Here is a 21,820-nt window from a genome sequence, read left to right as displayed (position 1 = left end):
ATGGGGGTTGCCCCATCTTCCTTTTCGACACTTTGTGACGCTGCCTGCCCCATTCCACACCCTCATCAACACCCGCTGCTCCATCCGCGCCTTCCGGCCCACCGCCGTGGCAGATGACGTACTGCGCGACGTGTTGCAGAGCGCGCGTCAAGCGCCCAGTGGCGCGAACCTGCAGCCCGGCATGTTCTACGCGGTGCAGGGCGCGGTGCGTGCCGCGCTGTGTGATGACCTAGTGCAGGCCTTCCGTGCGGGGCAGCAGGAGGTGGAGGACTATGCGTACTTTCCCCGGCCCATGCCTTCGGTGCTCAGGCGCCGACAGGTGGCGGCGGCGCGTGCACTGTATGGGGCGTTGCAGATCGAGCGGGATGACAGGGCCGGGCGCGACCAGCAGTTTGAGCGCAACTTCCGTTTCTTCGATGCGCCGGTGGCACTGGTGGTGACCATTGACCGCGACTTTGGCAGCGGTGGTTACATGGACCTGGGCATGATGCTGTACGGCCTGATGCTGGCGGCGCATGCGCGTGGGCTGGCAACGTGTGCGGTGGGTGCCCTGGCGTCCTACCCTGGCCTGATTCGCCGCCACCTGGGCTTGGACGACAAGAGCGTGGTGGTGTGTGGCATGGCCTTGGGCTATGCGGATGAAGATGCGCCGGTGAACCGCACCGTCACCACACGCTGCGAGCTGGACGAATACTTCCGCGTGATTGGTTAGGGGGCAGTTTCCAGCGCGTTGACGCGTTTGATCGCGATCAAGCCATTTGCCAGAGGAAACAAAGGCGAGTGAAGGCTGTCTCTTTCGATACGGGCACACGTATACTTTCTTCCGTCATGAACCACCACACCCGACGCATCTGGACCACATGGATTGCCATCATGGCAATCCTGTTGAATGCGTTGATGCCGGTGGTTGCGCATGCCATAGCCGTTGACCAGCAGCAGAATTCAGCCACCTGGACGGAAGTGTGCTCCGTGCAGGGCAGCACTTGGGTCAAGGTGGACGCAAGCGGTCACCTGCTGGAGCGGTCCACGGCCAGTCCGGCAGATGCTCCCCAGGACTTGACGCACTTCGCCAAGTGCCAGTATTGCTTGACCCACGCAGGTTCTTTTGCACTCGTGCCGCCCGCCGAAGGTGGGGCGGTGCGCGACAGCAGCTCGCTGGGGCCTATTCAAACGACGGCGGTTTTCTTCCTGCCGTTGCGTCACCTCTGGGCGACACCCGCCCTGCGCGCTCCTCCCTTCTTGGCCTGATGGTTTCTTAGCGCTTCGTGCGCTATTCCCAAAGTGCCTGTGCTCCGTGACGGGGTACTGCGCTTTGCCCATTCCCGATTCGATAGGACATCAGCTGCACAAGCGCGGTCCTTCTGGAGTGACCATGAATACCGAAATCCAAGAAGTTGAAACTCTTTTATTGGCAAGTGGCGCAGGCTTGCCTGACCCGGCGCCCGGATGCGTCTGGCGCCTGGACAGCGGCGCATTGCGTCTGCACAGTAGCGAGCGCGGGGCTGCATCGTCCCTTTTGTGTCTGGCACTGCCAGGTGACTTGATTGGCGTGGAGCGTCTTGCCGGACTGTCGCAGTCGATTGGCGGTTATGCCATTACCCCCTCTGCTTTGTCCGTGGTCGAAATCGCTGACGGAGAAGTCCCTCAGATTTTGAAACGTGCCTATCTGGGTGTACGCCAACGCTGCGCCGACATGATGACCTTGCGTAGTGGATCGATCCCCAATCGCGTCCGGTTTTTGCTGCTGCTGTTGGCAGAGCACCAACACGCCATGCATTCCTCACCGGGTGATGCGTTGCCCAGCTTGCGGGATATGGCAACGCTGGTTGGCTCCACTGCGGAGACGGTCTCGCGGGTGCTGGGAAGTCTGAAGCAGTTCGACGTGCTGCACGAACGCAGGGCGCATGCTGGCAAGTTGAATATTCCCCATCTGCGGCAATTCAACTTTCTGCCCGGTATGACATCGAGTTCGCTGCTGGTGAAACAGCGTGCTGCGGGGGCGTGAAGATGCCGCAGTCCACCCTCTGTTTACGGTGCCAATCCCATTCCCAGTGCTGGCGGCAGCATCCGGGCTCCGCAGAAGGCTTGCTCGGCAAGGACGCCATCGGTGCCGTCGTCAAAGTCAAACGAGGCGATACCCTGGCTCATCAGGGGCAGTCCTTTGCACATGTGTATGTGGTACGTACCGGCTTTTTCAAGACCGTGGCTATTGCCAGCAACGGTCGAGAGCAGGTGACGGGTTTCCACATGGCGGGCGAATGGATAGGTCTGGAGGGACTGGGGCTCACGCAACATCTGGTCGCCTGCGAAGCGTTGGAGGACGCACAGGTGTGTGCGTTGCCGCTTCAGCGACTGGAACAACTGGCGAACCAGTCCCCTCTTCTGCAAAAGCATCTGCATAGGCTCATGAGCCATGAAATGCTGCGTCAACGCGACACCTTACTTTTGCTGGGCGGCGCAAGTGCCGAGGAACGCATTGCCTTCTTCCTGTTGGACTTGGCGGACAGGTTGAGGCTCAGAGGCCTGTCGGCGACGGAGCTGGTGCTGCGGATGTCGCGCCAGGACCTGGCCAGCTACTTGGGTATTAAGCACGAGACGCTGAGCCGCACGCTGTCGAAGCTTGCTCTGGCTGCCATTCTGGCCATCGACAGGCAACGCGTTCGCATCCTGAATCCTGCTGCGTTGCAGGAGATCGCGCAAGTCCAGATTTCCTGGACCTCCTTGGGGCATACCGCGCAACAGGTACGCGCGATGTTGCATCCCATTGCGAGCGCAGACGCGCACGTATTGTCGTATGGCGAAGTACAGCTTGCATAAGGTGAACCAATCATGAACACAATGAACCATCTCACCAACTTACCCAACAACACGAAGCTGTCGGCCATGTACTTTCGGGCTTGGCGATGGCACTTTTATAGCGGGCTCTTTGTTGTTCCCTTTCTGCTCATCCTGGCGATTACGGGAACCGTCATGGTCTACTTCACGGGCTTTCAGGACAGGCTTGGGCACAACGTGCACGTGGCGGTCCAAGGTCCCTCCATGCCGGTAGGTGTGCAAGCCCAGGCCGTACTCCACCACTATCCCAAAGCGACGATCACCGAATATGTCAACCCCAAGGCCGATGATCTGTCGGCCTGGTTCGTCATCGCGAATGAAGGCACCACACTTGCCGTGGCCGTCAATCCGTATACGGCGCAGGTGGTAGAGGCAATCGACAAGGAGAACGCCGTCTATGCGTGGGCAGCCAGGATTCACCGCAAGCTCCTGCTGGGAACCTTGGGTGACAGAATCGTGGAAATCGCCTCCGGGCTCGCTGTTGTTCAACTCGTCACCGGGTTCTACCTCTTTTGGCCGCGCAACGGCGCCCGTTGGCGCGAAATCCTGGCCCCCGATCTATCTGTCAGAGGCCGCAAATTGTGGAAGGCACTGCACACATCCGTTGGCTTCTACATCAGCATTGTCCTGATATTTTTCCTGCTGTCCGGCCACGCGTGGACCGGAATCTGGGGGGCCAGGATTGTTCAGCCTTGGGGCAGTTTTCCGGCGGAAAAGTACGATGCGCCCAAGTCCCATCGGGACCATGCCAGTCTGAACACCGCCGGTCTGCGCGAAGTCCCATGGGGCCTGGAACAGACGCCATTGCCGCAATCCGGCGGCCCGACCGGAACGCCGGGCATTTCCGCTGGCAAGAATGTCGACCTCGGTAGCGTGTACGAACTGGCAAAAACGCTTGGCTTTACTGGGCAGTTCCATGTGGCTCTGCCTCAGGACGACAAAGGCGTGTACACGATTTCGGCAGACACCATGAGCGGTGATTTGAAGGCCCCCACGCAGGACCGCACCGTGCACCTGGACCGCTACACCGGGAAAATTTTGGCAGACATTGGGTACGCGGATTACTCCCTGATGGCAAAGGCCATGGCTGTGGGCATTGCCTTGCACCAAGGTGATATCGGGGTCTGGAATGCTTGGGTAAACATCGTGGCAACAACATCCATTGCGTTTCTGTGTATCAGCGGAGTAGTGCTGTGGTGGAAGCGCCGTCCCGTGGGTGCCGGACGCTTGGGTGCTCCCGCACGACTGCCGGAGCCTAGGTTGTGGAAAGGTGGCGTACTCGTCATGGTCCTGACGGGCATGGCTTTCCCGCTTGCGGGCATGGCAATGCTGGTTGCGCTTGTGCTTGAAACAGCCTGTTCCCGCCTGGCGCCGTCCTGGCGCGCAAAACTCAACTAGCACTGGACGAGGCGGCTCTCAACGGCCCATTGCGCAGAGCGCTGCGCAACCTTGGTAGGGGCAGGTTTGCGAAGGCCTACAGCCGTTGCACCACGGTGGCCGCACCTATGCCACCGGCACCGGCCACCGCAGCCAGCCCGAGCGCACCCGCAGCTTCGTCCTGCTGCAGGTCGGCCAGCAGGCGCACCAGCGCAATCGCGCCCGACGCGCCAATGGGGTGGCCGCGCGCAATGCCGCCGCCGCGCCGGTTGATCAGCTGCGGGTCCAGGCCCAGGCCTTGGCAAAAGCGCAAGCCCTGTACCGCAAACGCATCGTGCAACTCCACCACGCGCAGCGCGCTGGCCGCGTGCACGCCTGCGCGTTGCATGGCGATCTCTGCTGCAGCCTGCGCGGCCAGCAGCGGCGTTGCGGGGTCGCCCCCTACGGAGGCCGATGCCAGCCAAGTGGCGTGTGGCGTGATGCCCAGCTCTTTGCACGCATCTTCGGTGGCCAGCAGCACCAGTGCCGCGCCATCGGCCTTGGCCGATACCGCCAGCGTGCTCATGGCCCAGTCGTCGGGTGCATCGCCCTTGATGGCCAGCGGCATGCGTGCGGCACGCTCGGGTGTGATGGCGCGCACGTAGGCGTCGTGGTCCAGGCCCAGCACCGGCACGATTTCTGCGGCCATGGATGCTTGGTGATGCAGCGCGCGCTGGTGGCTGTGCACTGCATAAGCGTCTTGCTGCACGCGGGTGAAGCCATGCTGTCGCGCATAGGCAGCGGCGGACTCCAACAGGTCCGGGTCGCGCGCCGGGTCGGGCGCAAAGGCGGGGCGCTCATAGGGCACGGCGGGCGCGCCCACATGTAGGGGGCGCGTCTGCCGTATCGGTGCGCGGCTCCAGGCCTCCACACCCCCGGCGATGACCACGCGTGCCTGACCCGAGGCCAGCAGGCCCACGGCCATGGCGACTGCATCCAGACCCGCGCAGCATTGCGTGTCTACCGACAAGGCCGCGCAACGGTCGGGCAGGCTGGCGGCCAATGCCACCATGCGTGCCGGGTTGCCACCCGCGCCCAGCGCATTGCCCAACACCACAGCATCTACGGCCTGCGGGCCTACGCCTGCGCGCTGCAGCAGTGCCCGCAATACCGGGGTTGCGATCTCATGCGGCTGCAGCGTGCGAAAGGCTCCGCCATGCGGCGCCACCGCGCTGCGGGCCCAGGCCGCAATCAGGGCAGTGTGTGTAGGCATGGCAGACCTTGTGGTGGGGTGGTGGATGCGTTGCTGTGCAGATGCGCTTGCAGGCTGTGGCCTAGCTTGCGGTGGTCCGTCTTGCCGCCGGCGGTCAACGGCCAGTCGGTGCAGACGAAGACTTTGCGCGGTGCCTTGTAGGCCTCCAGCGTGCGCTTGCACCAGGCGCTGATGTCCAGTGCGGTGGGCAACACGCTTGGCGCATCAGGTGCCCAGCGGATGATGGCCACCACCAGCGCACCGCGCCGCGCATCGTCCACGCCATGCACCGAAGCCGCGGCAATGGCCGCGTGCGATTCCAGCACCGCTTCCAGCTCTTCGGCAAACAGGTTCTTGCCCTGCGTGACGATCATGCGGTTCTGCCGACCGGCCAGGCTGAGAAAACCTTGCGCATCCAGTCGGCCCAGGTCGCGCACCGAGAGCCATGCGCCATCGCGCAACGCGGCGGTGTCGTCGGCGGTGCCGAAGTAGTCCATGAACACCATGGGGCTCTGCACATAGATCATGCCCACGCCGTCGTCGTCCGCCTCACGGATCTGCAGCTGCACGTTGCTGAAAGGGCGGCCCACCACGGAAGGCGGTGCGTTGTCGTCGCTGTCCATCCAGGCGATGAAGCTGGTCTCGGACGCGCCATAGAACTCGATGATGCGGGCCTGGGGAAACAGCGCGCGCAACTCGTCCGTGCGGCTGCGCATCCAGCGCGCGCCGCTGATCATGATGAGGCGCACCGCTTCAATGGGTGCGAGCTTGCGGTGCCGCGCCACGTCCAGCATCAGGATGAGCTGGCTGGGCGCGGTGATCATGCTGGGTGTGTCGCCCTGGCGCAGGATGTCCAGCGCAGCCGCTGCCGAAAACTTCTCCTGCACCACCACGCCAGCGCCCGTCCACAAGCCCAGCAACATGCCAAACAGAAACAGCGAATGCGAGTCGCGCCCCGGTGCCAGGATGCGCGTGCCCGCATCGGGCCCGAAGTCCTGCAGACACACCTGGAAGCTCTCCACCCAGGAGCGGTGGTTGCGCCTGAAGCCCTTGGGGACGCCAGTGCTGCCGGAGGTAAAACCCACGTAGAACGCGGAGTCGGGCTGCGCGCTTGGCATGTCGCAGCCTTGTTGCGGGATGGCAGCCTGCACGTTGTGCAGGACGGTGGCAGTCCAGTCCGGGTCGGCCACTGCGGCACAGCGGCCGCTGGCCACAATGCCCAAAAAGTCCACCAGCCGCTGTGGCAAGTCCTGCGCCGGGTCCACCAGGACGGTGGCCGGTGCGTGGGTGTCTATCAGATGCTGTGCACGCTGCGAGACGGCGGCGTGCAGTGCGGCAAAGCTCAGGGCTTGTGTGCCGCTGGCAATGGCAACCGCATCGCCACGGGAGCGCGCCCATTCTTCCAGCGGCGCATGCACCAGTCCCGAGGCCTGCGCCGCATTCATTTCAGCGCACGACCCCCGAATTGCCAATCGGGCACGCCGCGTGCGACGGTATGGACCACGATGGCACACACCGCGCACTTGATCAGGTCACCGGGCACGAACACCAGCGTGCCCAGCAGCGCTTGCGTCCAGCTCAGCTTGGCGATGATCACCAGACCCGTCACGCCAAAGGCATGCACCACCAGCAGCCCGCCCAGGGCCGACGCAATGAAGGCGCTGCCAGCGGTGCGGTTGGGCGTGCCGCGTGGCAGGTTGGACATGAGCCAGCCGGTGACCAGTGCACCAATGGGCCAGCTGATCAGGAAACCGGCAGAGGGCGCCATGAACACGCCCAGGCCACCGCGCCCGCCCGACAGCAGGGGCAGGCCCAGCGCGACGGCAAGCAGGAACAGCAGCATGGACTGCAGTGCGCGCTTGGGGCCGAGCATGCAGCCCGCCAGCATCACACCCAGCGTCTGCAAGGTGATGGGAACGCCCAGCGGCAGATCGATCTTGGGAATCAGGCCAAAGACGGCCAGCAGGGCGGCAAACAGGGCCACCAGGGCCAGGGAACGGGATGACTTCATAAACGACTTTGTTGTAGTGGTTTCAGGAACAGGGCGTCACTCGCCCAAGCGTAATTCGAGTGTATCCGCGAGGCGTCGGGCTGAAACCAGCATGTGGATGGTTAGAGGCGCCAGCAGCCGCAGACCACCGGCCTTGCCGGTGCGCACACGGTGCGCATCGTCCAGGCGCTTCCACACCACAAAGAAGTGTTCGGTGAAGCGCAGCATCATGGCCAGCAGCAAGGCCAGCCGTTCGGTCTTGACGCCCAGGCGTTGCAGTGGCGACAGCAGCAGTTCCAGCACATGGAGCAAATCACCACTGCGGGTGGTGAGCGTGAGCGCAATGCCCAGCAGGGACGCGCTGAGCAGACGCAGCGTGCTCACCACACCCACCTGCACCTGGTGCATGACGCTGTGGAACACCAGGATCAGTGCACAGGCCAACAACAAGGACAGCAGCAGCTTGCGCGCCGGTGCCACGGCACGGCCCAATGACGCGAACATCACGGCACACAATGCTGTGCCCAACCCCAGGACGGTAAGGCTGTCCACGCCGTATTGCAGCGTGCTCAGCAGTGCGAAGAGAAACAGCTTCCAGCCAGCGGGGACGCTGTGCAGCCAGGTGCGGTGTTCGCTGTACAGGCTTCCCATGGCGTGCTCGGTTACTGGATGGAGACGGCTTGGGACGCAACGCGTTGCTTCACGTCCGCTTCGTAGGCGGCGCACACCTGTTGGCCTGGCCCGTCATCGCGGACCTGGCCCTTGTCCAGCCAGATCACGCGCTCAAAGCCGCGCACATGGTCCAGCAGATGGGTGGAGACGATCACCTGCTGGGGTGTGCGGGCAATGTCCGCTTCCAACAGCGCCTGGCCCGGCAGATCCAGGCTAGCAAAAGGCTCATCGAGCAGCAGCAGTTCGGGCGAGGCAATCATCAGCGACAGCCAGCACACATGCTGGCGCTGGCCCTGACTCAGACTGCCGATGGTGCGGCCCGCCCAGGACTCCAGTCCGCGGGACTGCAGAAAGACCCGGGCCTGGGCAATGGCATCACGCCGCGCAATGCCGCGTGGGCTCAAGCCCAGCGCCAGTTCTTCTTCCACGGTGGGGAAGATGATCTGTTCGTCCGGGTTCTGGAACATCATGCCCACCAGGCCAGGGCGCTTGCTGCTTACCTGGCTGGCCTCCAGCCCACGCACCAGCACGTTGCCCGACTGCGGCACGTCCAGCCCGCACAGCATGCGAAACAGGCTGCTCTTGCCCGAACCGTTGTCGCCGATCAGGCCTATGCGCTCAGTGTCGAGTTGCAGGTTCAGCCCGGAAAACACCTGCGTGTTGCCGCGTGTCAGGCTGACGTTGGTGATCTGCAAACGCGGCGTTCCCGGTGCTGAGGCGTCGGAAGGGGTGGGGGGGAAGGTAGAAGAAGGCACCCGGCGATTTTGATGCAACTTTGCTCCAAGCCCTGGTGGCGAGCGTGCACATGCGGTTTGCGGGATCATTGGGGTTACTTGAAAACCCAACCGGAGGAATCCCCATGGACACCAGCACACACCATATCGCCCAACTGTTCGAGCAACTGGGCCTGCCCTCATCACCCGCGGAAATTGATGCCTTTGTCGCCCACAATCGCCTGCCCAAAGGCGTTTCCCTGTGCAAGGCGTCGTTCTGGAGTCCGGCACAGGCCCAGTTTCTGGCGCAGGCCCTGGCCGACGATTCGGACTGGGCCGAGGCCGCCGATGCGCTGGCCGTGCGCCTGAGCTGAGGCGCCCACCGGCTTCAAACCGCAGGCAACGGTGTCAGGTTGCCGATGTAGTGGGCCAACAGGCCCATGGCATGGCGCACCTTGGCGGGCTGTTCGCCACGTCGCGGCGTGATGGCATGGACCTCAAAGTCCGGCAGTTTCCAGTCGGGCAACAGGGGCACCAGCCGGCCGTCGGCAATGGCGCGACGCTCATCTTCACTGACCATCAGGCTGATGCCCCAACCGGCAACGCAGAGTGCATGCAGGGTGGTGACTTGTGAAGCCTGAACCCTTCCGCTCACCTTAACGCTCACATGTTCGTTGCGGGGGCCGGTCCATAACAGGGTGGTGTTTGCAACGCCCATGGGGCGCACGCCAAGCCAGGCATGGTGCTCCAGGTCTTTCGGATGTTGCGGCCAGCCATAGGTCGCGAGGTAGGACGGCGCCGCGCAAAGCTGTACAGGTATGGCGCCCAGCCGCCGCGCGACCAGGCTGGAGTCGGCAAGGTTACCCACCCGCAATGCGATGTCGATGCGCTCCTCGACCAAATCCATCACGGTGTCATCCAGCAGCAGGCTCAGGCTCAGCTTGGGGTAGTCGCGCAAGGGGTACAGGGCCCGCGCCAGCAGGCCGCCAAACCCGATGGGGGCGGTGATGCGCAAATCGCTTTCGGGTTCATCACGGTGGTGTGCCAGGGCCTGTTCGGCCGAGCGCGCTGCGTTCACCATGGCAGCACAGCCTTCGAAATAGCGCGCGCCGGCCTCGGTAAGGGTGAGCTTGCGCGTAGTCCGGTGCAGCAGTGCCAGGCCCAGGGCCCCTTCCAGTGCACGCAAATGCTGGCTCACCGCCGAAGGTGTCATGCCCAGTTTGCGCGCGGCGGCGGTCAGCGACCCGGCCGTCACCACTTCGGCAAACAGGGCCATGCGTTTGTATTGCTCCATGAGACGCCTTGAATTGTTTAGTTGTACTTCATTGTGTTAACGGATTATGGGATCTAGTCGGCAGTTTATGAAGGTCGCACACTATGGACTTGATTCAACCAGGAGTATTCACATGAAGATTGCATTGATTGGTACGGGCTACGTTGGTACCCCGTTGTTGGCGGAACTCAGCAGCCGCGGCCACCAGGTCACGGTGCTGGCACGCACCCCCTCCAAGGTCGCCGCGCAGCCCGGCGTGACCGTGGTGAAGGCGGACGTGCTGGACCCAGCGCAAGTCACCCAAGCCGTTGCAGGCCATGACGCGGTCATCAGCGCCTACAACCCGGGCTGGACAGAGCCCCGCATCCATGACCTCTTCCTGCAGGGCACACAGGCCATCTTTGCGGGCGTCAAACAGGCGGGCGTCAAGCGGCTACTGGTCGTGGGCGGTGCGGGCAGTCTGTTTGTTGCACCCGGTGTGCAGCTGGTGGACACGCCTCCGTTCCCTGCGGAATACAAGCAAGGTGCACTGGCAGCGCGCGAAGCGCTGAACCTGATTCAAAAGGAAACCAGCCTGGACTGGACCTTTCTTTCGCCCCCGATCCTGCTGACGCCCGGCGAGCGTACCGGCAAGTACCGCGTCGGTGCCGACAGCCCGCTGCCCGGAGTTGGCGATGCACCGTCTGGCATTTCGGTGCAGGACCTTGCCGTGGCCATCGTGGACGAGATGGAAAAGCCGCAACATATCCAGAAGCGGTTCACCGTTGCCAACTAGGCGAACCTGAACCAAAGGAGCGCCTCAGGGCGCTCTTTTTTTGTGGCACAGGTTTTGCGATGCATCTTTGGATACAAGATTGGATGCTTCAAAATGGTGCAACAAAATCGAAACGATGCGGGCAATGCCTGGATACGCAGGGCGGCGCCCGAAATAGCAATTGGCGGATCGGGCCCCCTGCAGGGCCTGCGCTTTGCCGCCAAGGACAACATTGATGTAGCGGGGCTTGCGACCACTGCGGCCTGCGCCGAGTTCTCGTATCTGCCAACCGAACACGCCACCGTGGTGTCCAAGCTGTTGTGGTCGGGGGCGACAGTTACGGGCAAGACCAATCTGGACCAGTTCGCCTGCGGCCTGAACGGAACCCGCTCGCCTTACGGTGCTGTGCCCAATGCGTTTGACCCGGCCTATGTTTCAGGCGGTTCCAGCTCAGGTTCGGCCTATGTGGTGGCCACAGGCCAAGTGGACTTTTCTTTGGGTACCGACACGGCGGGGTCGGGACGGGTTCCGGCCGGGTTGAACAACATCGTGGGCCTCAAACCCACCAAGGGCCTGATCAGCACCTTTGGTCTGGTGCCTGCAGCGCAGAGTGTGGACTGCATATCCATCTTTGCCACAACAGTTGGAATGGCGGCGCGCGTGCTGGAGGCCGCCATGGGTTACGACGCAAAAGACCCGTATTCCCGCAAGCTCCAACTCAAAAGTACCGCGCTGCCGGCGGCGTTCCGGTTTGGCGTGCCGGACGTGCTGGAGTTCTGCGGCGACGCGCTGGCCGAGCAGGCCTTTGACCGTGCCGTGCAACGCATGACGGAGTTGGGCGGAACGCCGGTCACCATCCCCTTTGCGCCGTTGGCGCAGGCGGCTTCCTTGCTCTATGAGAGTGCCCTGGTGGCCGAGCGCTATGCCGCCATACGCCGCTTTTTCGATGCGAACGAGGAGCATGTGGTGGAGCCGGTGCGCAGCATCATTGGCAAGGGTCGCAGTTATGACGCGGCCGATGTTTATGCTGCACAAACCCGTCTGCGCGCGCTGGGCCAGCAGGCCGATGCCATGTGGGACCGCATCGATGTGCTGCTGGTGCCCACCGCACCCACGCACTACACCATTGCGCAGATGCTGGCCGATCCGGTGGTGCTGAACCGCAACCTGGGCGCCTATACCAACTTCGTCAATTTGCTGGACTACGCGGCACTGGCCGTGCCCAGCGAAATGCGCCCGGATGGTTTGCCCTTTGGCATCACCCTGGTGGGCCCGTGCGCCAGCGACTGGCAACTGGCCGAACTGGGGCAGCGTTACCACCATGCCACCGGCCTCCTGCAAGGAGCCTTGCAAACCCCGCTGCCACCGCCCCTGAAGATTGCCGGTATCAGCGGGGCCGATTCGGTGCGCGTGGCCGTTGTCGGTGCGCATCTCTCGGGCATGCCGCTCAACGGCCAGCTGACCCAGCGCAATGCCCGGCTGCTGGCAGCCACACGCACCGCTGCCGACTACAAGCTGTACGCCTTGCCCGGCACCGTCCCGCCCAAGCCGGGCCTGTTGCGGGTTGCTGCCGGAGCGGGAAGCCGCATCGCCGTGGAGGTGTGGGAAATGCCGCTGGCCAACCTTGGCTCTTTTGTTGCTTTGATACCGGAGCCACTGGGAATAGGAACGCTGCGTCTGGAAGACGGCAGCACGGTACAAGGCTTTATCTGCGAACCGTATGCGCTGGAAGGCGCGTTAGATATTTCTGCTTTCGGTGGTTGGCGCAACTACCTTGCGTCCTTGAAGCCCTGAAAGGAGATGTCCATGAATGACGGGGATGTAGTGGCCTATGTGCAGGCCTCGGCCAAATTCCTGGCCCTGCCGCTGGATGATGCGCGCGCCTACGCCGTGGCCAAGCACCTGAGCCGCACGGCGCAGCTCACCCGGCAACTGGAGGACTTTCCTCTGGCCTTGGAAGACGAGATTTGCGAAATCTTCTCGCCCGCACCGTTTCCCATGGCCGTGGACGGCTCCGACCAGGGGACGCCATGACGCTGCAAAGGCCGGATGCCGCCCGCATGGCGCGCAGCGTTGCGCAGGGGTATGTCAGCGCACGCGAACTGCTGGAGACCTGCGTTCAGCGCATAGAGGCAACGGACGCCCGTATCAACGCCTTCACGCTGCGCACGCTGGAGCGCGCCAGAAAGGAAGCCGACGCGGTGGACGCGCGGCGTGCAGCTGGCGAGATTCTGCCGGCCCTGGCCGGTGTGCCCTATGCCGTCAAAAACCTGTTCGACGTGCAGGGTGAAGTCACACTGGCTGGCTCCAAGGTCAACCGTAGCCACGCGCCTGCGCGGCAGGATGCATTTCTGGTGCAGCAAATGCACAAGGCCGGTGCGATTCTGGTGGGCGCGCTCAATATGGACGAGTACGCCTACGGCTTCACCACCGAGAACAGCCACTACGGCGCAACCCACAACCCGCACGATCTGCAGCGCACCGCCGGCGGTTCCTCCGGTGGTTCGGGTGCCGCCGTGGCGGCAGGGCAGGTGCCGATTGCGCTGGCTTCCGACACCAACGGGTCCATCCGCGTGCCCTCGTCCTTTTGCGGCGTGTGGGGGCTCAAGCCCACCTTCGGGCGCCTCTCGCGCCATGGCACCTATCCATTTGTGCAAAGCATTGACCACCTGGGGCCGCTGGCCGATTCGGTGGAAAGCCTGGCGCTGTCCTATGACGCCCTGCAGGGACCCGACCCGCGCGACCCGGCCAGCCGGGCCGAGCGCGTGCAGCCCACGTTCTCATCGCTGGGGCAAGGTGTGCAGGGGCTGCGCATTGGCAGCCTGGGCGGTTACTTTGAAGACTTGGCGACAGCGCCGGCGCGCCAGGTTGCCGCCCTGGCCGCCAGTGTGCTGCGTGCCACGCCGGGCGTGGTCTGGCCGGAGCCGGCGCTGGCGCGCGCTGCGGCCTTCATCACCACCGCCAGCGAAGGTGGACGCCTGCATCTGGCGGATCTGAGAAAGCAGATGGCGGACTTCGAGCCGCTGTCGGTGGACCGCTTCATCGCTGGCGCCCTGCAGCCTGCTGCCTGGTACCTGCGCGCCCAGCAGTTCCGCCGGGTTTACCGAGACCGGGTGAATGCCTTGTTTGCCGACTGGGACGTGCTGCTGGCACCGGCCACGCCCTTGAGCGCGCCCTTGCTGGGCGCCGAGTGGATAGAGATCAACGGACAGCAGTACCCCTGCCGACCCTCCATTGGTCTGCTGTCCCAGCCGATTTCGTTTTCAGGTTGCCCGGTGGTCACGGCGCCGATGTGGCCGGGCGGCACCGGCGGCATGCCCATTGGTGTGCAGATCATCACCGCGCCCTGGCGTGAAGACCTGGCCCTGCGCGTCGCGCAGGTGCTGCAGGACGCTGGCGTGGCCCATCTCAAACAAGTGAAGCTCTGACATGGACATCAACATTCCCGAAGTGCTGCGTGAGGTCGAACAGGTCAGCGCGCGTTACGAGCAAGCCCTGGTCAGCAATGATGTGGCGGTGCTGGACGAACTGTTCTGGGACAGCCCGCACACCCTGCGTTACGGCGTGGGTGAGAACCTCTATGGCTATCAGGCAATACAGGCCTTTCGCGCGGCACGTCCGGCAGCGGGTCTTGCGCGCGCCAATCTGCGCACCGTCATCACCACCTACGGGCACGACTTTGCCACGGTGAATATCGAATTCCAGCGCAGCGGTGCCAGCCGTAGCGGACGCCAGAGCCAGACCTGGATGCGCACAGGCGCAGGCTGGAAGGTGGTCAGCGCTCATGTGAGCCTGCTGGAGGCGTAGCGCGTTCCCGGCATGGAATTTGCACACCATCTTGTATCCAAGAAGTCATTTCTCATCAACGCACCTTTTTGGACAACTTTCAACTCTTCAAAGGATGTACGAACATGGATCTGAAAAACACCAATCGCCGCGAATCACTCAAGACCCTTGCCGCCCTGGGCGCTGCAAGCACTTTGGGATCGTGGAGCACCGGCGCACTGGCCCAGAAGCCCATCACCATCGGCGTGATCTACGTGGGTGCCAAGGATGACTACGGCTACAACCAGGCCCAGGCCCAGGCCGCCGCTGAAATCAAGAAGCTGCCCGGCGTGAAAGTGGTGGAAGAAGAGAACGTGCCTGAAACCGCCGCCGTGCAAAAGACCATGACCGGCATGATTGCGCAGGACGGCGCCTCGGTGTTGTTCCCCACCTCGTTCGGCTACTTTGATCCCCACATCCTGGCATTGGCTGCCAAGTACCCCGATGTGCGCTTTGCCCATTGCGGCGGCATGTGGACCGAGGGCAAGCACCCCAAGAACGTGGGCAGCTACTTCGGCTACATCGACGAGTGCCAGTACCTCAACGGCGTGATTGCCGGCCACATGAGTAAGAGCGGCAAGATCGGCTTCGTGGCGGCCAAGCCGATTCCGCAGGTGCTGCGCAACATCAACTCCTTCCTGATGGGCGCGCGCTCGGTCAAGCCCGGCATCACCTGCAGCGTGATCTTCACCGGCGACTGGTCCATGGCCGTGAAGGAAGCCGAAGCCACCAACAGCCTGTGCGACCAGGGCGCCGACGTCATCACCATGCACGTGGACGGCCCCAAGGTCATCGTGGAAACGGCGGCCAAGCGCGGCAAGTTCGTTTGCGGCTACCACGCTTCGCAGGCCAAGCTGGCGCCCAATGCCTACCTCACCGGTGCCGAGTGGAACTGGCTTACCGCCTACAAGGCCGTGGTGGAAGCCGCGCAGACCGGCAAGCCGCATCCCAACTTCATCCGTGGCGGCCTCAAGGAAGGCTACGTGAAGATGTCGCCCTACGGCTCCATGGTGACCGACGCGGCCAAGAAGCAGGCTGACGACGTCAAGGCCAAGATGGTTGCCGGCAAGTTCGACATCTTCAAGGGCCCCATCAAGGACAACAAGGGCAATGTGGTGGTGCCTGCCGGCAAGACCTTTGTCCAGACCGATCTGGAACTGGAAAAGATGAACTACCTCGTGGAAGGCGTGGTGGGCTCCATCTAGTTCAACCAACCCTGCATCGACTGGAGCCGCCGTGCGCGAAACCCTCAAGGACATTCTGTTGCCGATCCTGGCCATCGCCGCGGCACTGCTGGTGTTTGGTGGCTTTGTCGCGCTGTCGGGCGTGAATCCGGTCGATGTGTGGGTGATCCTGTTCAAGGGCGCGTTTGGCGACTGGTTCTCCTGGCAGAACACCTTGCAGCGCGCGGCTCCCTTGATGCTCACCGCGCTGTGCGTGGTGATACCGGCACGGGCCGGGCTGGTGGTGATTGGCGGGGAGGGGGCGTTGGTGTTGGGTGGTTTGGCCTGTGCAGCATTGCCTTACGCGCTGCCCGTGCCCGACAACATTGTCGGGACCTGCATGGTGTTTATGGCGGGTGCGGTAGCCGGTGCGCTGTGGATCATGCTGGTGGGGTGGCTGCGCCAGTACCGCGGCATCAACGAGACCATCAGCAGCCTGCTGCTGGCCTATATCGCCATCGGTCTGTTCAAGCACTTGGTGGAAGGCGTGCTGCGTGACCCCGCCAGCCTGAACAAGCCCTCAACCTACGCTCTAAGCGAAGGCATACGCATTGGCGGCATTGGCGGCTCGGACGTGCACTGGGGCCTGGTGCTGGGCGTCATCGCCTGCCTGGCCTGCGGGCTGTGGTTGCGCCAGACGGCATCAGGCTTTGCGGTGCGCGTAGTCGGGGGCAATCCACGTACCGCGCAACTGGTGGGCCTGCCTGCCAGCAAGCTGGTGCTGGTGGCATGCGCGGTCGGTGGCGCATCGGCAGGCCTTGCCGGCGCAGTGGAAGTAGCCGCAGTGCATACCAATGCCAATGCCTCGCTGATTGCCGGTTATGGCTATGCGGGCATTCTGGTCGCCTTCATCTCGCGGCAGAGTCCGTTCGCGGTCATTCCGGTGGCCATTCTGTTTGGTGGCTTTGGTGCTGCTGGCAGCTTGTTGCAGCGTCGCCTGAGTCTGCCGGACGCGTCGGTGCAGGTGCTGCAGGGCATTGCCTTTGTGCTGATCTTAGCCAGCGAAGCGCTGCGCGACATGGACTGGAAAACCATCATCAGCTCGCCCCTGTCGCGCTTTAGCGGGTCCGCCGCCGCAGTGGCCACGGGCACCAGCAACGAGGGCAAGACCGTATGACCACCGATATGTGGATTTCCTTGCTGGCGGGCATTGGCGGTGGCGCCCTGCGCGTGGGCGTGCCGTTTCTCTTCGTGAGCCTAGGGGAGTGCCTGACCGAAAAGTCGGGCCGCATCAACCTGGGGCTGGAAGGCGTGCTGGTGCTGGCGGCCATGGCCGCCTTTGGTGGAGCCTACCTGAGTGGCAATGCCTGGGTGGGCGTGCTGGCTGGCGCGGTGGCAGGCGGGCTGCTGGCCTCGTTGCACGGCGCCCTGTGTTCGCTGCCGCGGGTCAATGACGTGGCTACCGGCATTGCACTGATGCTGCTCGGCACAGGCTTGGCGTTCTATCTGGGCAAGCCGCTGATCCAGCCGCAGGCGCCGCAGATTCCCGCCATCGAGCTGGGCAACTGGAGCGACTCTTCCTCGGTGCGCGCCGCACTGCAGATCAACGCCCTGCTGCCCGTGGGCATTGCCATTGCCGTGCTGCTGTGGTGGGGCTTTAGCCGCACACGCTACGGCCTGCTGATCCGCCTGGCGGGGGACTCCGCCAATGCAGCGCGTGCGCTGGGCTATTCGGTCAACACCATCCGCCTGGTGGCCACCACGCTGGGCGGCATGATCGCGGGGCTGGGCGGCGCGTCGCTCACCCTGTTCTACCCCGGCAGCTGGAACGAAGGCATTTCCAGCGGCCAGGGCCTGATTGCGGTGGCGCTGGTGATCTTTGCGCGCTGGAGCCCGCTGCGCTGCCTGGGCGCGGCAGCCCTGTTCGGCGGTGCGGGCGCCATTGGCCCGGCATTCCAGTCGGTGGGCATCAGCTGGGGCTACCACCTCTTCAATACCGTGCCCTATGTGCTCACGCTGCTGATTCTGGTCATCACCTGCAAGCCCGGCAGTGTGGCCGTGGGCAGCCCGGGCGAACTCTCCTCCACACGCTAAAGGTTTTCAACGTGACCACCACTGTCCACGCCAACCCCTACGCCTGGCCCTGGAATGGCGACCTGCGCCCGCAGAACACGGCGCTCATCGTCATCGACATGCAGACCGACTTTTGCGGCCCTGGCGGCTATGTCGACAAGATGGGCTACGACATCTCGCTGACACGTGCGCCCATAGAGCCACTCAAGCAGATCATGGCCCGCATGCGCGCGCTGGGCTACACGGTGATGCATACCCGCGAAGGCCATAGACCCGACCTGTCGGACCTGCCAGCCAACAAGCGTTGGCGCTCGCGCCAGATCGGCACCAACGGCGTGGGCATTGGTGACCCTGGCCCCTGCGGACGCATATTGGTGCGTGGCGAACCGGGCTGGGAAATCATTCCCGAGTTGGCACCGCTGCCCGGCGAGGTGGTGATCGACAAGCCCGGCAAGGGCTCCTTCTACGCCACCGATCTTGAATTGGTGCTGCACAACCGCGGCATCCACAACATCATCCTGGCCGGCATTACCACCGATGTGTGTGTGCACACCACCATGCGTGATGCCAATGACCGTGGCTTTGAGTGCCTGCTGCTGTCGGACTGCACCGCGGCTACCGACCACGGCAACCATCTGGCAGCGCTGAAGATGATCACCATGCAAGGCGGCGTGTTTGGCGCGCACGCCAGCTCCGCGCAATTGCTGATGGCACTGGCATGAGCACGCGTGACCTGATTCCGCCGCAAAAGCCGCCCAGTGGCGCGCTGGCGCTGGAGACCTACGAGCTGACCAAACGCTTTGGTAGCTTCACCGCCATGGACCACGTCACCATGCGGGTGGAGCCCGGCACCGTGCACGCCCTGTTGGGCGAGAACGGCGCGGGCAAGAGCACGCTGGTGAAATGCGTGGCGGGCTTCCAGCGGGCCGAGGAGGGCAGCATCCTCATCGACGGGCGCGAGCAGGACATCGCCAACCCGGTGGTGGCGCGCGAACTGGGCATCGGCATGGTCTACCAGCACTTCACGCTGGCGCCTGGCATGAGCGTGGCAGAAAACCTGCTACTGGCAGGTGACCAGGTCCCTGCGCTGATCGACTGGAAGACCAAACGCGAAGAACTCAAGGCGTTTCTGGCCACCACGCCCTTCAGTCTGGATCTGGATGCCAGGCCGTCGGAATTGGCGGCGGGTGAAAAGCAGAAGCTGGAGCTGCTCAAGCAGCTCTACCTCAAGCCGCGTCTGCTGATCCTGGATGAACCCACCTCGGTGCTCACACCGCAGGAAGCCGACGAGGTGCTGGGCCATGTGCGCGCGTTCGCCCGCAGCGGTCAGTGCTCGGTGATCATCATCACCCACAAATTCCGCGAGGTCATGGCCTACGCCGACGCGGTGACCGTTTTGCGCAAAGGCCGCGCGGTGCACCACTGCCTGGTGGCTGACTCCAACCCCGCGCTGCTGGCCAAGGCCATGATGGGCGAGAGTGCCACCGAGCCCGAAGCGGCTAACGAGAAGCCGGTTGCCACGCCCACGGACACGCCTGTTGCGGCTGGTGCGCAGCCTGCGCTGTCGGTGCAAGGGCTGACCGCTCTGGGTGATCGTGGCACCCTGGCCTTGCACGGTGTGGACCTGCAGGTGCAGCCGGGCGAGATACTGGGCGTGGCCGGTGTGTCCGGCAACGGACAGCGCGAACTGGTGGAGGCGCTGGTGGGCCAGCGCCCGCGCAGCGCAGGCATGGTGCAGGTCGCGGGCAACGCCTACAACGCCACGCGCGAAGAGAATCGCCGCTTCATGGTGCGCAGCCTGCCCGAGGAGCCCTTGCGCAATGCCTGCGTGGGCGATCTGTCGGTGGCCGAGAACATGGCCCTGCGCGACTTCGACCAACCGTCCCTGAGCCGCTCACGCTTTCTGGGTGGCATCCTGAGTTACGCCACCTGGCGCAGCCGCGCGCGCGAGTGGATTGCCGAATACGGCGTGAAGACCCAAGGCGAGAACGCGCCCATCCGAAGCCTTTCGGGCGGCAATGTGCAGCGTGCCGTGCTGGCGCGTGAGCTGGCCGGGCAGATCAATGTGCTCATTGCCGCCAACCCGGTGTTCGGGCTGGACTTTGCTGCCGTGCGCGACATCCATGAACGCATCGTGCAGGTCAAGAACCGTGGCGCCGGTGTGCTGCTGATCAGCGAAGACCTGGACGAGCTGCTGGAACTGTCGGACCGCATCGTGGTCATGAGCGAAGGGCGTGTGGTCTTCGAGACCACCGCCGCACAGGCCGACCGCCAGCAGTTGGGCGCGCACATGGGCGGCGGTCACCACTAGGGGGTGCACTTGCGCATCCCAAGCTGTCACAACGATATGGAACAAGCCATGGAAAACACACTCCTCAGCGTGAACGCGACGCCGTTTGCGTATCCCTTCGACCTGCAGAAGACAGCGCTGGTCATCATCGACATGCAGCGCGACTTTGTGGAACCCGGCGGCTTTGGTGAGACGCTGGGCAACGATGTGTCTTTGCTCACCGCCATCGTGCCCACTTGCAAGGAAGTGCTGACCTCCTGGCGTGCGGCCGGCGGGCAGGTCATCCACACGCGCGAAGCCCATCTACCAGATCTGTCGGACTGCCCACCGGCCAAGCGCAACCGGGGCAACCCCACGCTGCGCATCGGCGACGAAGGGCCCATGGGCCGCATCCTGGTGGCGGGCGAGCCGGGTAACCAGATCATCGATGAACTCATGCCCCTGGACTCCGAGATCGTCATCGACAAGCCCGGCAAGGGCATGTTCTACGGAACGGGCTTGCACGAGATGCTGCAGGAGCTGGACATCACCCACCTGATCTTCATGGGCGTGACCACCGAGGTGTGCGTGCAGACCTCCATGCGTGAGGCCAACGACCGGGGGTATGACAGCCTGCTGCTGACGGATTGCACCGAGAGCTACTTCCCGGAGTTCAAGGCCTCCACCGTCGCCATGATCCACGCGCAGAGTGCCATTGTGGGTTGGACGGCAGCCAGTGCACAGTTGCTGGCCGTGTTGGAGTAATTGCCATGCATTGCGAGTGGTAGAGTTTGCGGTGATGACTACAGAAACCGGCCCAACCTCACCCGCACCAGTGCCAGCGGCACGCTACTCGGTAGCCGACGATGTCTACGACAAGATCAAAAAGGATGTTGCCGAATTCAGGCTGATTCCCGGCGACCGGTTTACCGAAAACGAGTTGTGCCTGCGCCTGAAGGTGTCACGCACTCCAGTGCGCCAGGCCCTGTACCGGCTGCAGCAGGAAGGCTATGTGGAGGTGCTGTTTCGCAGTGGCTGGCGCGTGCTGCCCTTTGACTTCGACAAGTTCGAGCAGCTCTACGACTTGCGCATGCTGCTGGAGTTCGATGCGGTCAAGCGGCTGTGCGACGAGGGCGTTGCGCGAAGCCGCAAAGGGCAGGAACTGATAGACGGGTTGGCAGCGATTTGGTTGGTGCCCGCCAGCGAGCGCAGCCATGACACGGCACAAGTCAGCCAATGGGACGAGGAGTTCCACTGCGCCCTGGTGGAGGCCGCGGGCAACCAGGAGATCGCCCGGGTGCACAGGGAGGTGACAGACCGCATACGGATCATCCGGCGGCTGGACTTCACCAAACAGGCGCGCATCGATGCCACCTACGACGAGCACGCCAAGATTCTCAAGCTGATACAGCGCAAGCGCGGGGACCAAGCCGCCATGCTGTTGCGGGCGCATATCGAGACCAGCCAGTCCGAGGTGCGCAAGATCACTTTGCACCAGGTTTTCATGGCCCGGCAGGCCAAGTAACACCAGCCCTTGCCCGGCTTTTCTCCAGCCTTGGAGAAGCGCCCACTTGCCTTGAAGTTCCCTCCTGATTTGGCCCCGACCGTCATTTTCCGGTCGTAGAATGAATCAGACCTACAAAGG

At 63.5% G+C, this 21,820-nt stretch carries 24 protein-coding genes; 18 read left to right on the top strand and 6 right to left on the bottom strand.

All coding sequences use genetic code 11. The annotated features are described in order from the left end of the window. Positions 1–34 precede the first annotated feature (34 nt). From AC1RMF_RS06160 to AC1RMF_RS06140, 5 genes are all read left to right on the top strand, one after another. Entirely contained in the window at positions 35–712 is a 678-nt protein-coding gene (locus tag AC1RMF_RS06160) for a nitroreductase (protein ID WP_493140466.1), read from the top strand. A gap of 116 nt (positions 713–828) precedes the next feature. After that, the gene (locus tag AC1RMF_RS06155) at positions 829–1,248 is read left to right on the top strand and encodes a DUF2946 domain-containing protein (protein ID WP_493140464.1); all 420 of its coding nucleotides are present in this window, start codon (positions 829–831) and stop codon (positions 1,246–1,248) included. Between the two features lie 124 nt (positions 1,249–1,372). Then, positions 1,373–2,005: a helix-turn-helix domain-containing protein gene (locus AC1RMF_RS06150; protein ID WP_493140462.1), complete on the top strand. Its 633-nt coding sequence runs from the start codon at positions 1,373–1,375 to the stop codon at positions 2,003–2,005. Between the two features lie 2 nt (positions 2,006–2,007). Then, positions 2,008–2,817 carry a Crp/Fnr family transcriptional regulator gene (locus AC1RMF_RS06145; RefSeq protein WP_493140460.1) on the top strand — a complete coding sequence of 270 codons (810 nt, stop codon included), beginning with the start codon at positions 2,008–2,010 and terminating at the stop codon, positions 2,815–2,817. A gap of 12 nt (positions 2,818–2,829) precedes the next feature. Then, positions 2,830–4,233: a PepSY-associated TM helix domain-containing protein gene (locus tag AC1RMF_RS06140; protein WP_493140458.1), complete on the top strand. Its 1,404-nt coding sequence runs from the start codon at positions 2,830–2,832 to the stop codon at positions 4,231–4,233. 76 nt (positions 4,234–4,309) lie between these two features. On the opposite strand, the gene AC1RMF_RS06135 is transcribed toward AC1RMF_RS06140, so the two are convergent. Genes AC1RMF_RS06135 through AC1RMF_RS06115 form a run of 5 tightly spaced genes read right to left on the bottom strand, consistent with a single transcriptional unit; the run spans position 4,310 to position 8,860 of the window. After that, positions 4,310–5,464 (bottom strand): thiolase family protein, encoded by a 1,155-nt coding sequence (locus AC1RMF_RS06135; RefSeq protein ID WP_493140456.1) that lies wholly within the window; start codon positions 5,462–5,464, stop codon positions 4,310–4,312. Beyond that, a complete protein-coding gene (locus tag AC1RMF_RS06130; protein ID WP_493140454.1) occupies positions 5,443–6,888 on the bottom strand; it encodes an AMP-binding protein in 1,446 nt (481 codons plus the stop codon). Before AC1RMF_RS06130 ends, AC1RMF_RS06135 begins: the two co-directional genes overlap by 22 nt. Further along, the gene (locus AC1RMF_RS06125) at positions 6,885–7,454 is read right to left on the bottom strand and encodes a biotin transporter BioY (protein WP_493140452.1); all 570 of its coding nucleotides are present in this window, start codon (positions 7,452–7,454) and stop codon (positions 6,885–6,887) included. The genes AC1RMF_RS06130 and AC1RMF_RS06125 overlap by 4 nt, the downstream gene beginning before the upstream one ends. Positions 7,455–7,490: 36 nt before the next feature. After that, positions 7,491–8,084 (bottom strand): CbiQ family ECF transporter T component, encoded by a 594-nt coding sequence (locus AC1RMF_RS06120; protein ID WP_493140450.1) that lies wholly within the window; start codon positions 8,082–8,084, stop codon positions 7,491–7,493. A gap of 11 nt (positions 8,085–8,095) precedes the next feature. Then, positions 8,096–8,860, bottom strand: coding sequence for an energy-coupling factor ABC transporter ATP-binding protein (locus tag AC1RMF_RS06115; protein ID WP_493140448.1), 765 nt, complete (start codon positions 8,858–8,860; stop codon positions 8,096–8,098). Between the two features lie 104 nt (positions 8,861–8,964). On the opposite strand from AC1RMF_RS06115, the gene AC1RMF_RS06110 reads away from it, so the two are divergent. After that, positions 8,965–9,192, top strand: a complete 228-nt coding sequence (locus AC1RMF_RS06110) for a DUF2789 domain-containing protein (protein ID WP_493140446.1) — start codon at positions 8,965–8,967, stop codon at positions 9,190–9,192. 14 nt (positions 9,193–9,206) lie between these two features. Here AC1RMF_RS06110 and AC1RMF_RS06105 read toward each other — a convergent pair whose 3' ends face one another. Continuing rightward, positions 9,207–10,112, bottom strand: a complete 906-nt coding sequence (locus tag AC1RMF_RS06105; protein ID WP_493140444.1) for a LysR family transcriptional regulator — start codon at positions 10,110–10,112, stop codon at positions 9,207–9,209. Between the two features lie 112 nt (positions 10,113–10,224). Between AC1RMF_RS06105 and AC1RMF_RS06100 the strand changes: the two genes are divergently transcribed. From AC1RMF_RS06100 to AC1RMF_RS06045, 12 genes are all read left to right on the top strand, one after another. Continuing rightward, positions 10,225–10,866 (top strand): NAD(P)-dependent oxidoreductase, encoded by a 642-nt coding sequence (locus AC1RMF_RS06100; RefSeq protein ID WP_342620981.1) that lies wholly within the window; start codon positions 10,225–10,227, stop codon positions 10,864–10,866. 93 nt (positions 10,867–10,959) lie between these two features. Then, a complete protein-coding gene (gene atzF, locus AC1RMF_RS06095) occupies positions 10,960–12,639 on the top strand; it encodes an allophanate hydrolase (RefSeq protein WP_493140442.1) in 1,680 nt (559 codons plus the stop codon). Between the two features lie 12 nt (positions 12,640–12,651). Next, positions 12,652–12,879, top strand: coding sequence for a DUF4089 domain-containing protein (locus AC1RMF_RS06090; RefSeq protein ID WP_493140441.1), 228 nt, complete (start codon positions 12,652–12,654; stop codon positions 12,877–12,879). After that, entirely contained in the window at positions 12,876–14,273 is a 1,398-nt protein-coding gene (locus AC1RMF_RS06085; RefSeq protein WP_493140439.1) for an AtzE family amidohydrolase, read from the top strand. Before AC1RMF_RS06090 ends, AC1RMF_RS06085 begins: the two co-directional genes overlap by 4 nt. Position 14,274: 1 nt before the next feature. Beyond that, complete coding sequence (gene hpxZ / locus AC1RMF_RS06080) at positions 14,275–14,652, top strand: oxalurate catabolism protein HpxZ (protein ID WP_493140437.1); 378 nt, start codon at positions 14,275–14,277, stop codon at positions 14,650–14,652. Positions 14,653–14,756: 104 nt separating this feature from the next. Beyond that, complete coding sequence (locus tag AC1RMF_RS06075; protein WP_493140435.1) at positions 14,757–15,875, top strand: BMP family ABC transporter substrate-binding protein; 1,119 nt, start codon at positions 14,757–14,759, stop codon at positions 15,873–15,875. 31 nt (positions 15,876–15,906) lie between these two features. Further along, positions 15,907–17,010 carry an ABC transporter permease gene (locus tag AC1RMF_RS06070; protein WP_493140433.1) on the top strand — a complete coding sequence of 368 codons (1,104 nt, stop codon included), beginning with the start codon at positions 15,907–15,909 and terminating at the stop codon, positions 17,008–17,010. Beyond that, positions 17,007–17,927 (top strand): ABC transporter permease, encoded by a 921-nt coding sequence (locus AC1RMF_RS06065; protein ID WP_493140431.1) that lies wholly within the window; start codon positions 17,007–17,009, stop codon positions 17,925–17,927. Before AC1RMF_RS06070 ends, AC1RMF_RS06065 begins: the two co-directional genes overlap by 4 nt. An 11-nt stretch (positions 17,928–17,938) precedes the next feature. Next, on the top strand, positions 17,939–18,628 hold the full coding sequence (biuH, locus tag AC1RMF_RS06060; protein WP_493140429.1) for a biuret amidohydrolase: 690 nt from the start codon (positions 17,939–17,941) through the stop codon (positions 18,626–18,628). Next, positions 18,625–20,217 carry an ABC transporter ATP-binding protein gene (locus tag AC1RMF_RS06055; protein ID WP_493140427.1) on the top strand — a complete coding sequence of 531 codons (1,593 nt, stop codon included), beginning with the start codon at positions 18,625–18,627 and terminating at the stop codon, positions 20,215–20,217. The genes biuH and AC1RMF_RS06055 overlap by 4 nt, the downstream gene beginning before the upstream one ends. Before the next feature lie 48 nt (positions 20,218–20,265). Next, positions 20,266–20,940, top strand: a complete 675-nt coding sequence (locus AC1RMF_RS06050) for a cysteine hydrolase family protein (RefSeq protein WP_493140425.1) — start codon at positions 20,266–20,268, stop codon at positions 20,938–20,940. Between the two features lie 34 nt (positions 20,941–20,974). After that, entirely contained in the window at positions 20,975–21,700 is a 726-nt protein-coding gene (locus AC1RMF_RS06045) for a GntR family transcriptional regulator (protein ID WP_493140423.1), read from the top strand. The last annotated feature ends 120 nt before the right edge of the window (positions 21,701–21,820 follow it).

This window comes from Rhodoferax sp. GW822-FHT04A08 (genome assembly GCF_058801025.1).
Note: the sequence above shows the minus strand (reverse complement) of the source record. Positions and strands in the feature narration are given on the sequence as shown.

What these genes read in the sequence shown, in the direction of transcription:
- AC1RMF_RS06155 (WP_493140464.1), top strand. Translation starts at nt 829, where the DNA reads ATGAACCACCACACCCGACGCATCTGGACCACATGGATTGCCATCATG.
- AC1RMF_RS06150 (WP_493140462.1), top strand. Translation starts at nt 1,373, where the DNA reads ATGAATACCGAAATCCAAGAAGTTGAAACTCTTTTATTGGCAAGTGGC.
- AC1RMF_RS06145 (WP_493140460.1), top strand. Translation starts at nt 2,008, where the DNA reads ATGCCGCAGTCCACCCTCTGTTTACGGTGCCAATCCCATTCCCAGTGC.
- AC1RMF_RS06140 (WP_493140458.1), top strand. Translation starts at nt 2,830, where the DNA reads ATGAACACAATGAACCATCTCACCAACTTACCCAACAACACGAAGCTG.
- AC1RMF_RS06135 (WP_493140456.1), bottom strand. Translation starts at nt 5,464, where the DNA reads ATGCCTACACACACTGCCCTGATTGCGGCCTGGGCCCGCAGCGCGGTG.
- AC1RMF_RS06130 (WP_493140454.1), bottom strand. Translation starts at nt 6,888, where the DNA reads ATGAATGCGGCGCAGGCCTCGGGACTGGTGCATGCGCCGCTGGAAGAA.
- AC1RMF_RS06125 (WP_493140452.1), bottom strand. Translation starts at nt 7,454, where the DNA reads ATGAAGTCATCCCGTTCCCTGGCCCTGGTGGCCCTGTTTGCCGCCCTG.
- AC1RMF_RS06120 (WP_493140450.1), bottom strand. Translation starts at nt 8,084, where the DNA reads ATGGGAAGCCTGTACAGCGAACACCGCACCTGGCTGCACAGCGTCCCC.
- AC1RMF_RS06110 (WP_493140446.1), top strand. Translation starts at nt 8,965, where the DNA reads ATGGACACCAGCACACACCATATCGCCCAACTGTTCGAGCAACTGGGC.
- AC1RMF_RS06105 (WP_493140444.1), bottom strand. Translation starts at nt 10,112, where the DNA reads ATGGAGCAATACAAACGCATGGCCCTGTTTGCCGAAGTGGTGACGGCC.
- AC1RMF_RS06100 (WP_342620981.1), top strand. Translation starts at nt 10,225, where the DNA reads ATGAAGATTGCATTGATTGGTACGGGCTACGTTGGTACCCCGTTGTTG.
- atzF (WP_493140442.1), top strand. Translation starts at nt 10,960, where the DNA reads ATGGTGCAACAAAATCGAAACGATGCGGGCAATGCCTGGATACGCAGG.
- AC1RMF_RS06090 (WP_493140441.1), top strand. Translation starts at nt 12,652, where the DNA reads ATGAATGACGGGGATGTAGTGGCCTATGTGCAGGCCTCGGCCAAATTC.
- AC1RMF_RS06085 (WP_493140439.1), top strand. Translation starts at nt 12,876, where the DNA reads ATGACGCTGCAAAGGCCGGATGCCGCCCGCATGGCGCGCAGCGTTGCG.
- hpxZ (WP_493140437.1), top strand. Translation starts at nt 14,275, where the DNA reads ATGGACATCAACATTCCCGAAGTGCTGCGTGAGGTCGAACAGGTCAGC.
- AC1RMF_RS06075 (WP_493140435.1), top strand. Translation starts at nt 14,757, where the DNA reads ATGGATCTGAAAAACACCAATCGCCGCGAATCACTCAAGACCCTTGCC.
- AC1RMF_RS06065 (WP_493140431.1), top strand. Translation starts at nt 17,007, where the DNA reads ATGACCACCGATATGTGGATTTCCTTGCTGGCGGGCATTGGCGGTGGC.
- AC1RMF_RS06055 (WP_493140427.1), top strand. Translation starts at nt 18,625, where the DNA reads ATGAGCACGCGTGACCTGATTCCGCCGCAAAAGCCGCCCAGTGGCGCG.
- AC1RMF_RS06050 (WP_493140425.1), top strand. Translation starts at nt 20,266, where the DNA reads ATGGAAAACACACTCCTCAGCGTGAACGCGACGCCGTTTGCGTATCCC.
- AC1RMF_RS06045 (WP_493140423.1), top strand. Translation starts at nt 20,975, where the DNA reads ATGACTACAGAAACCGGCCCAACCTCACCCGCACCAGTGCCAGCGGCA.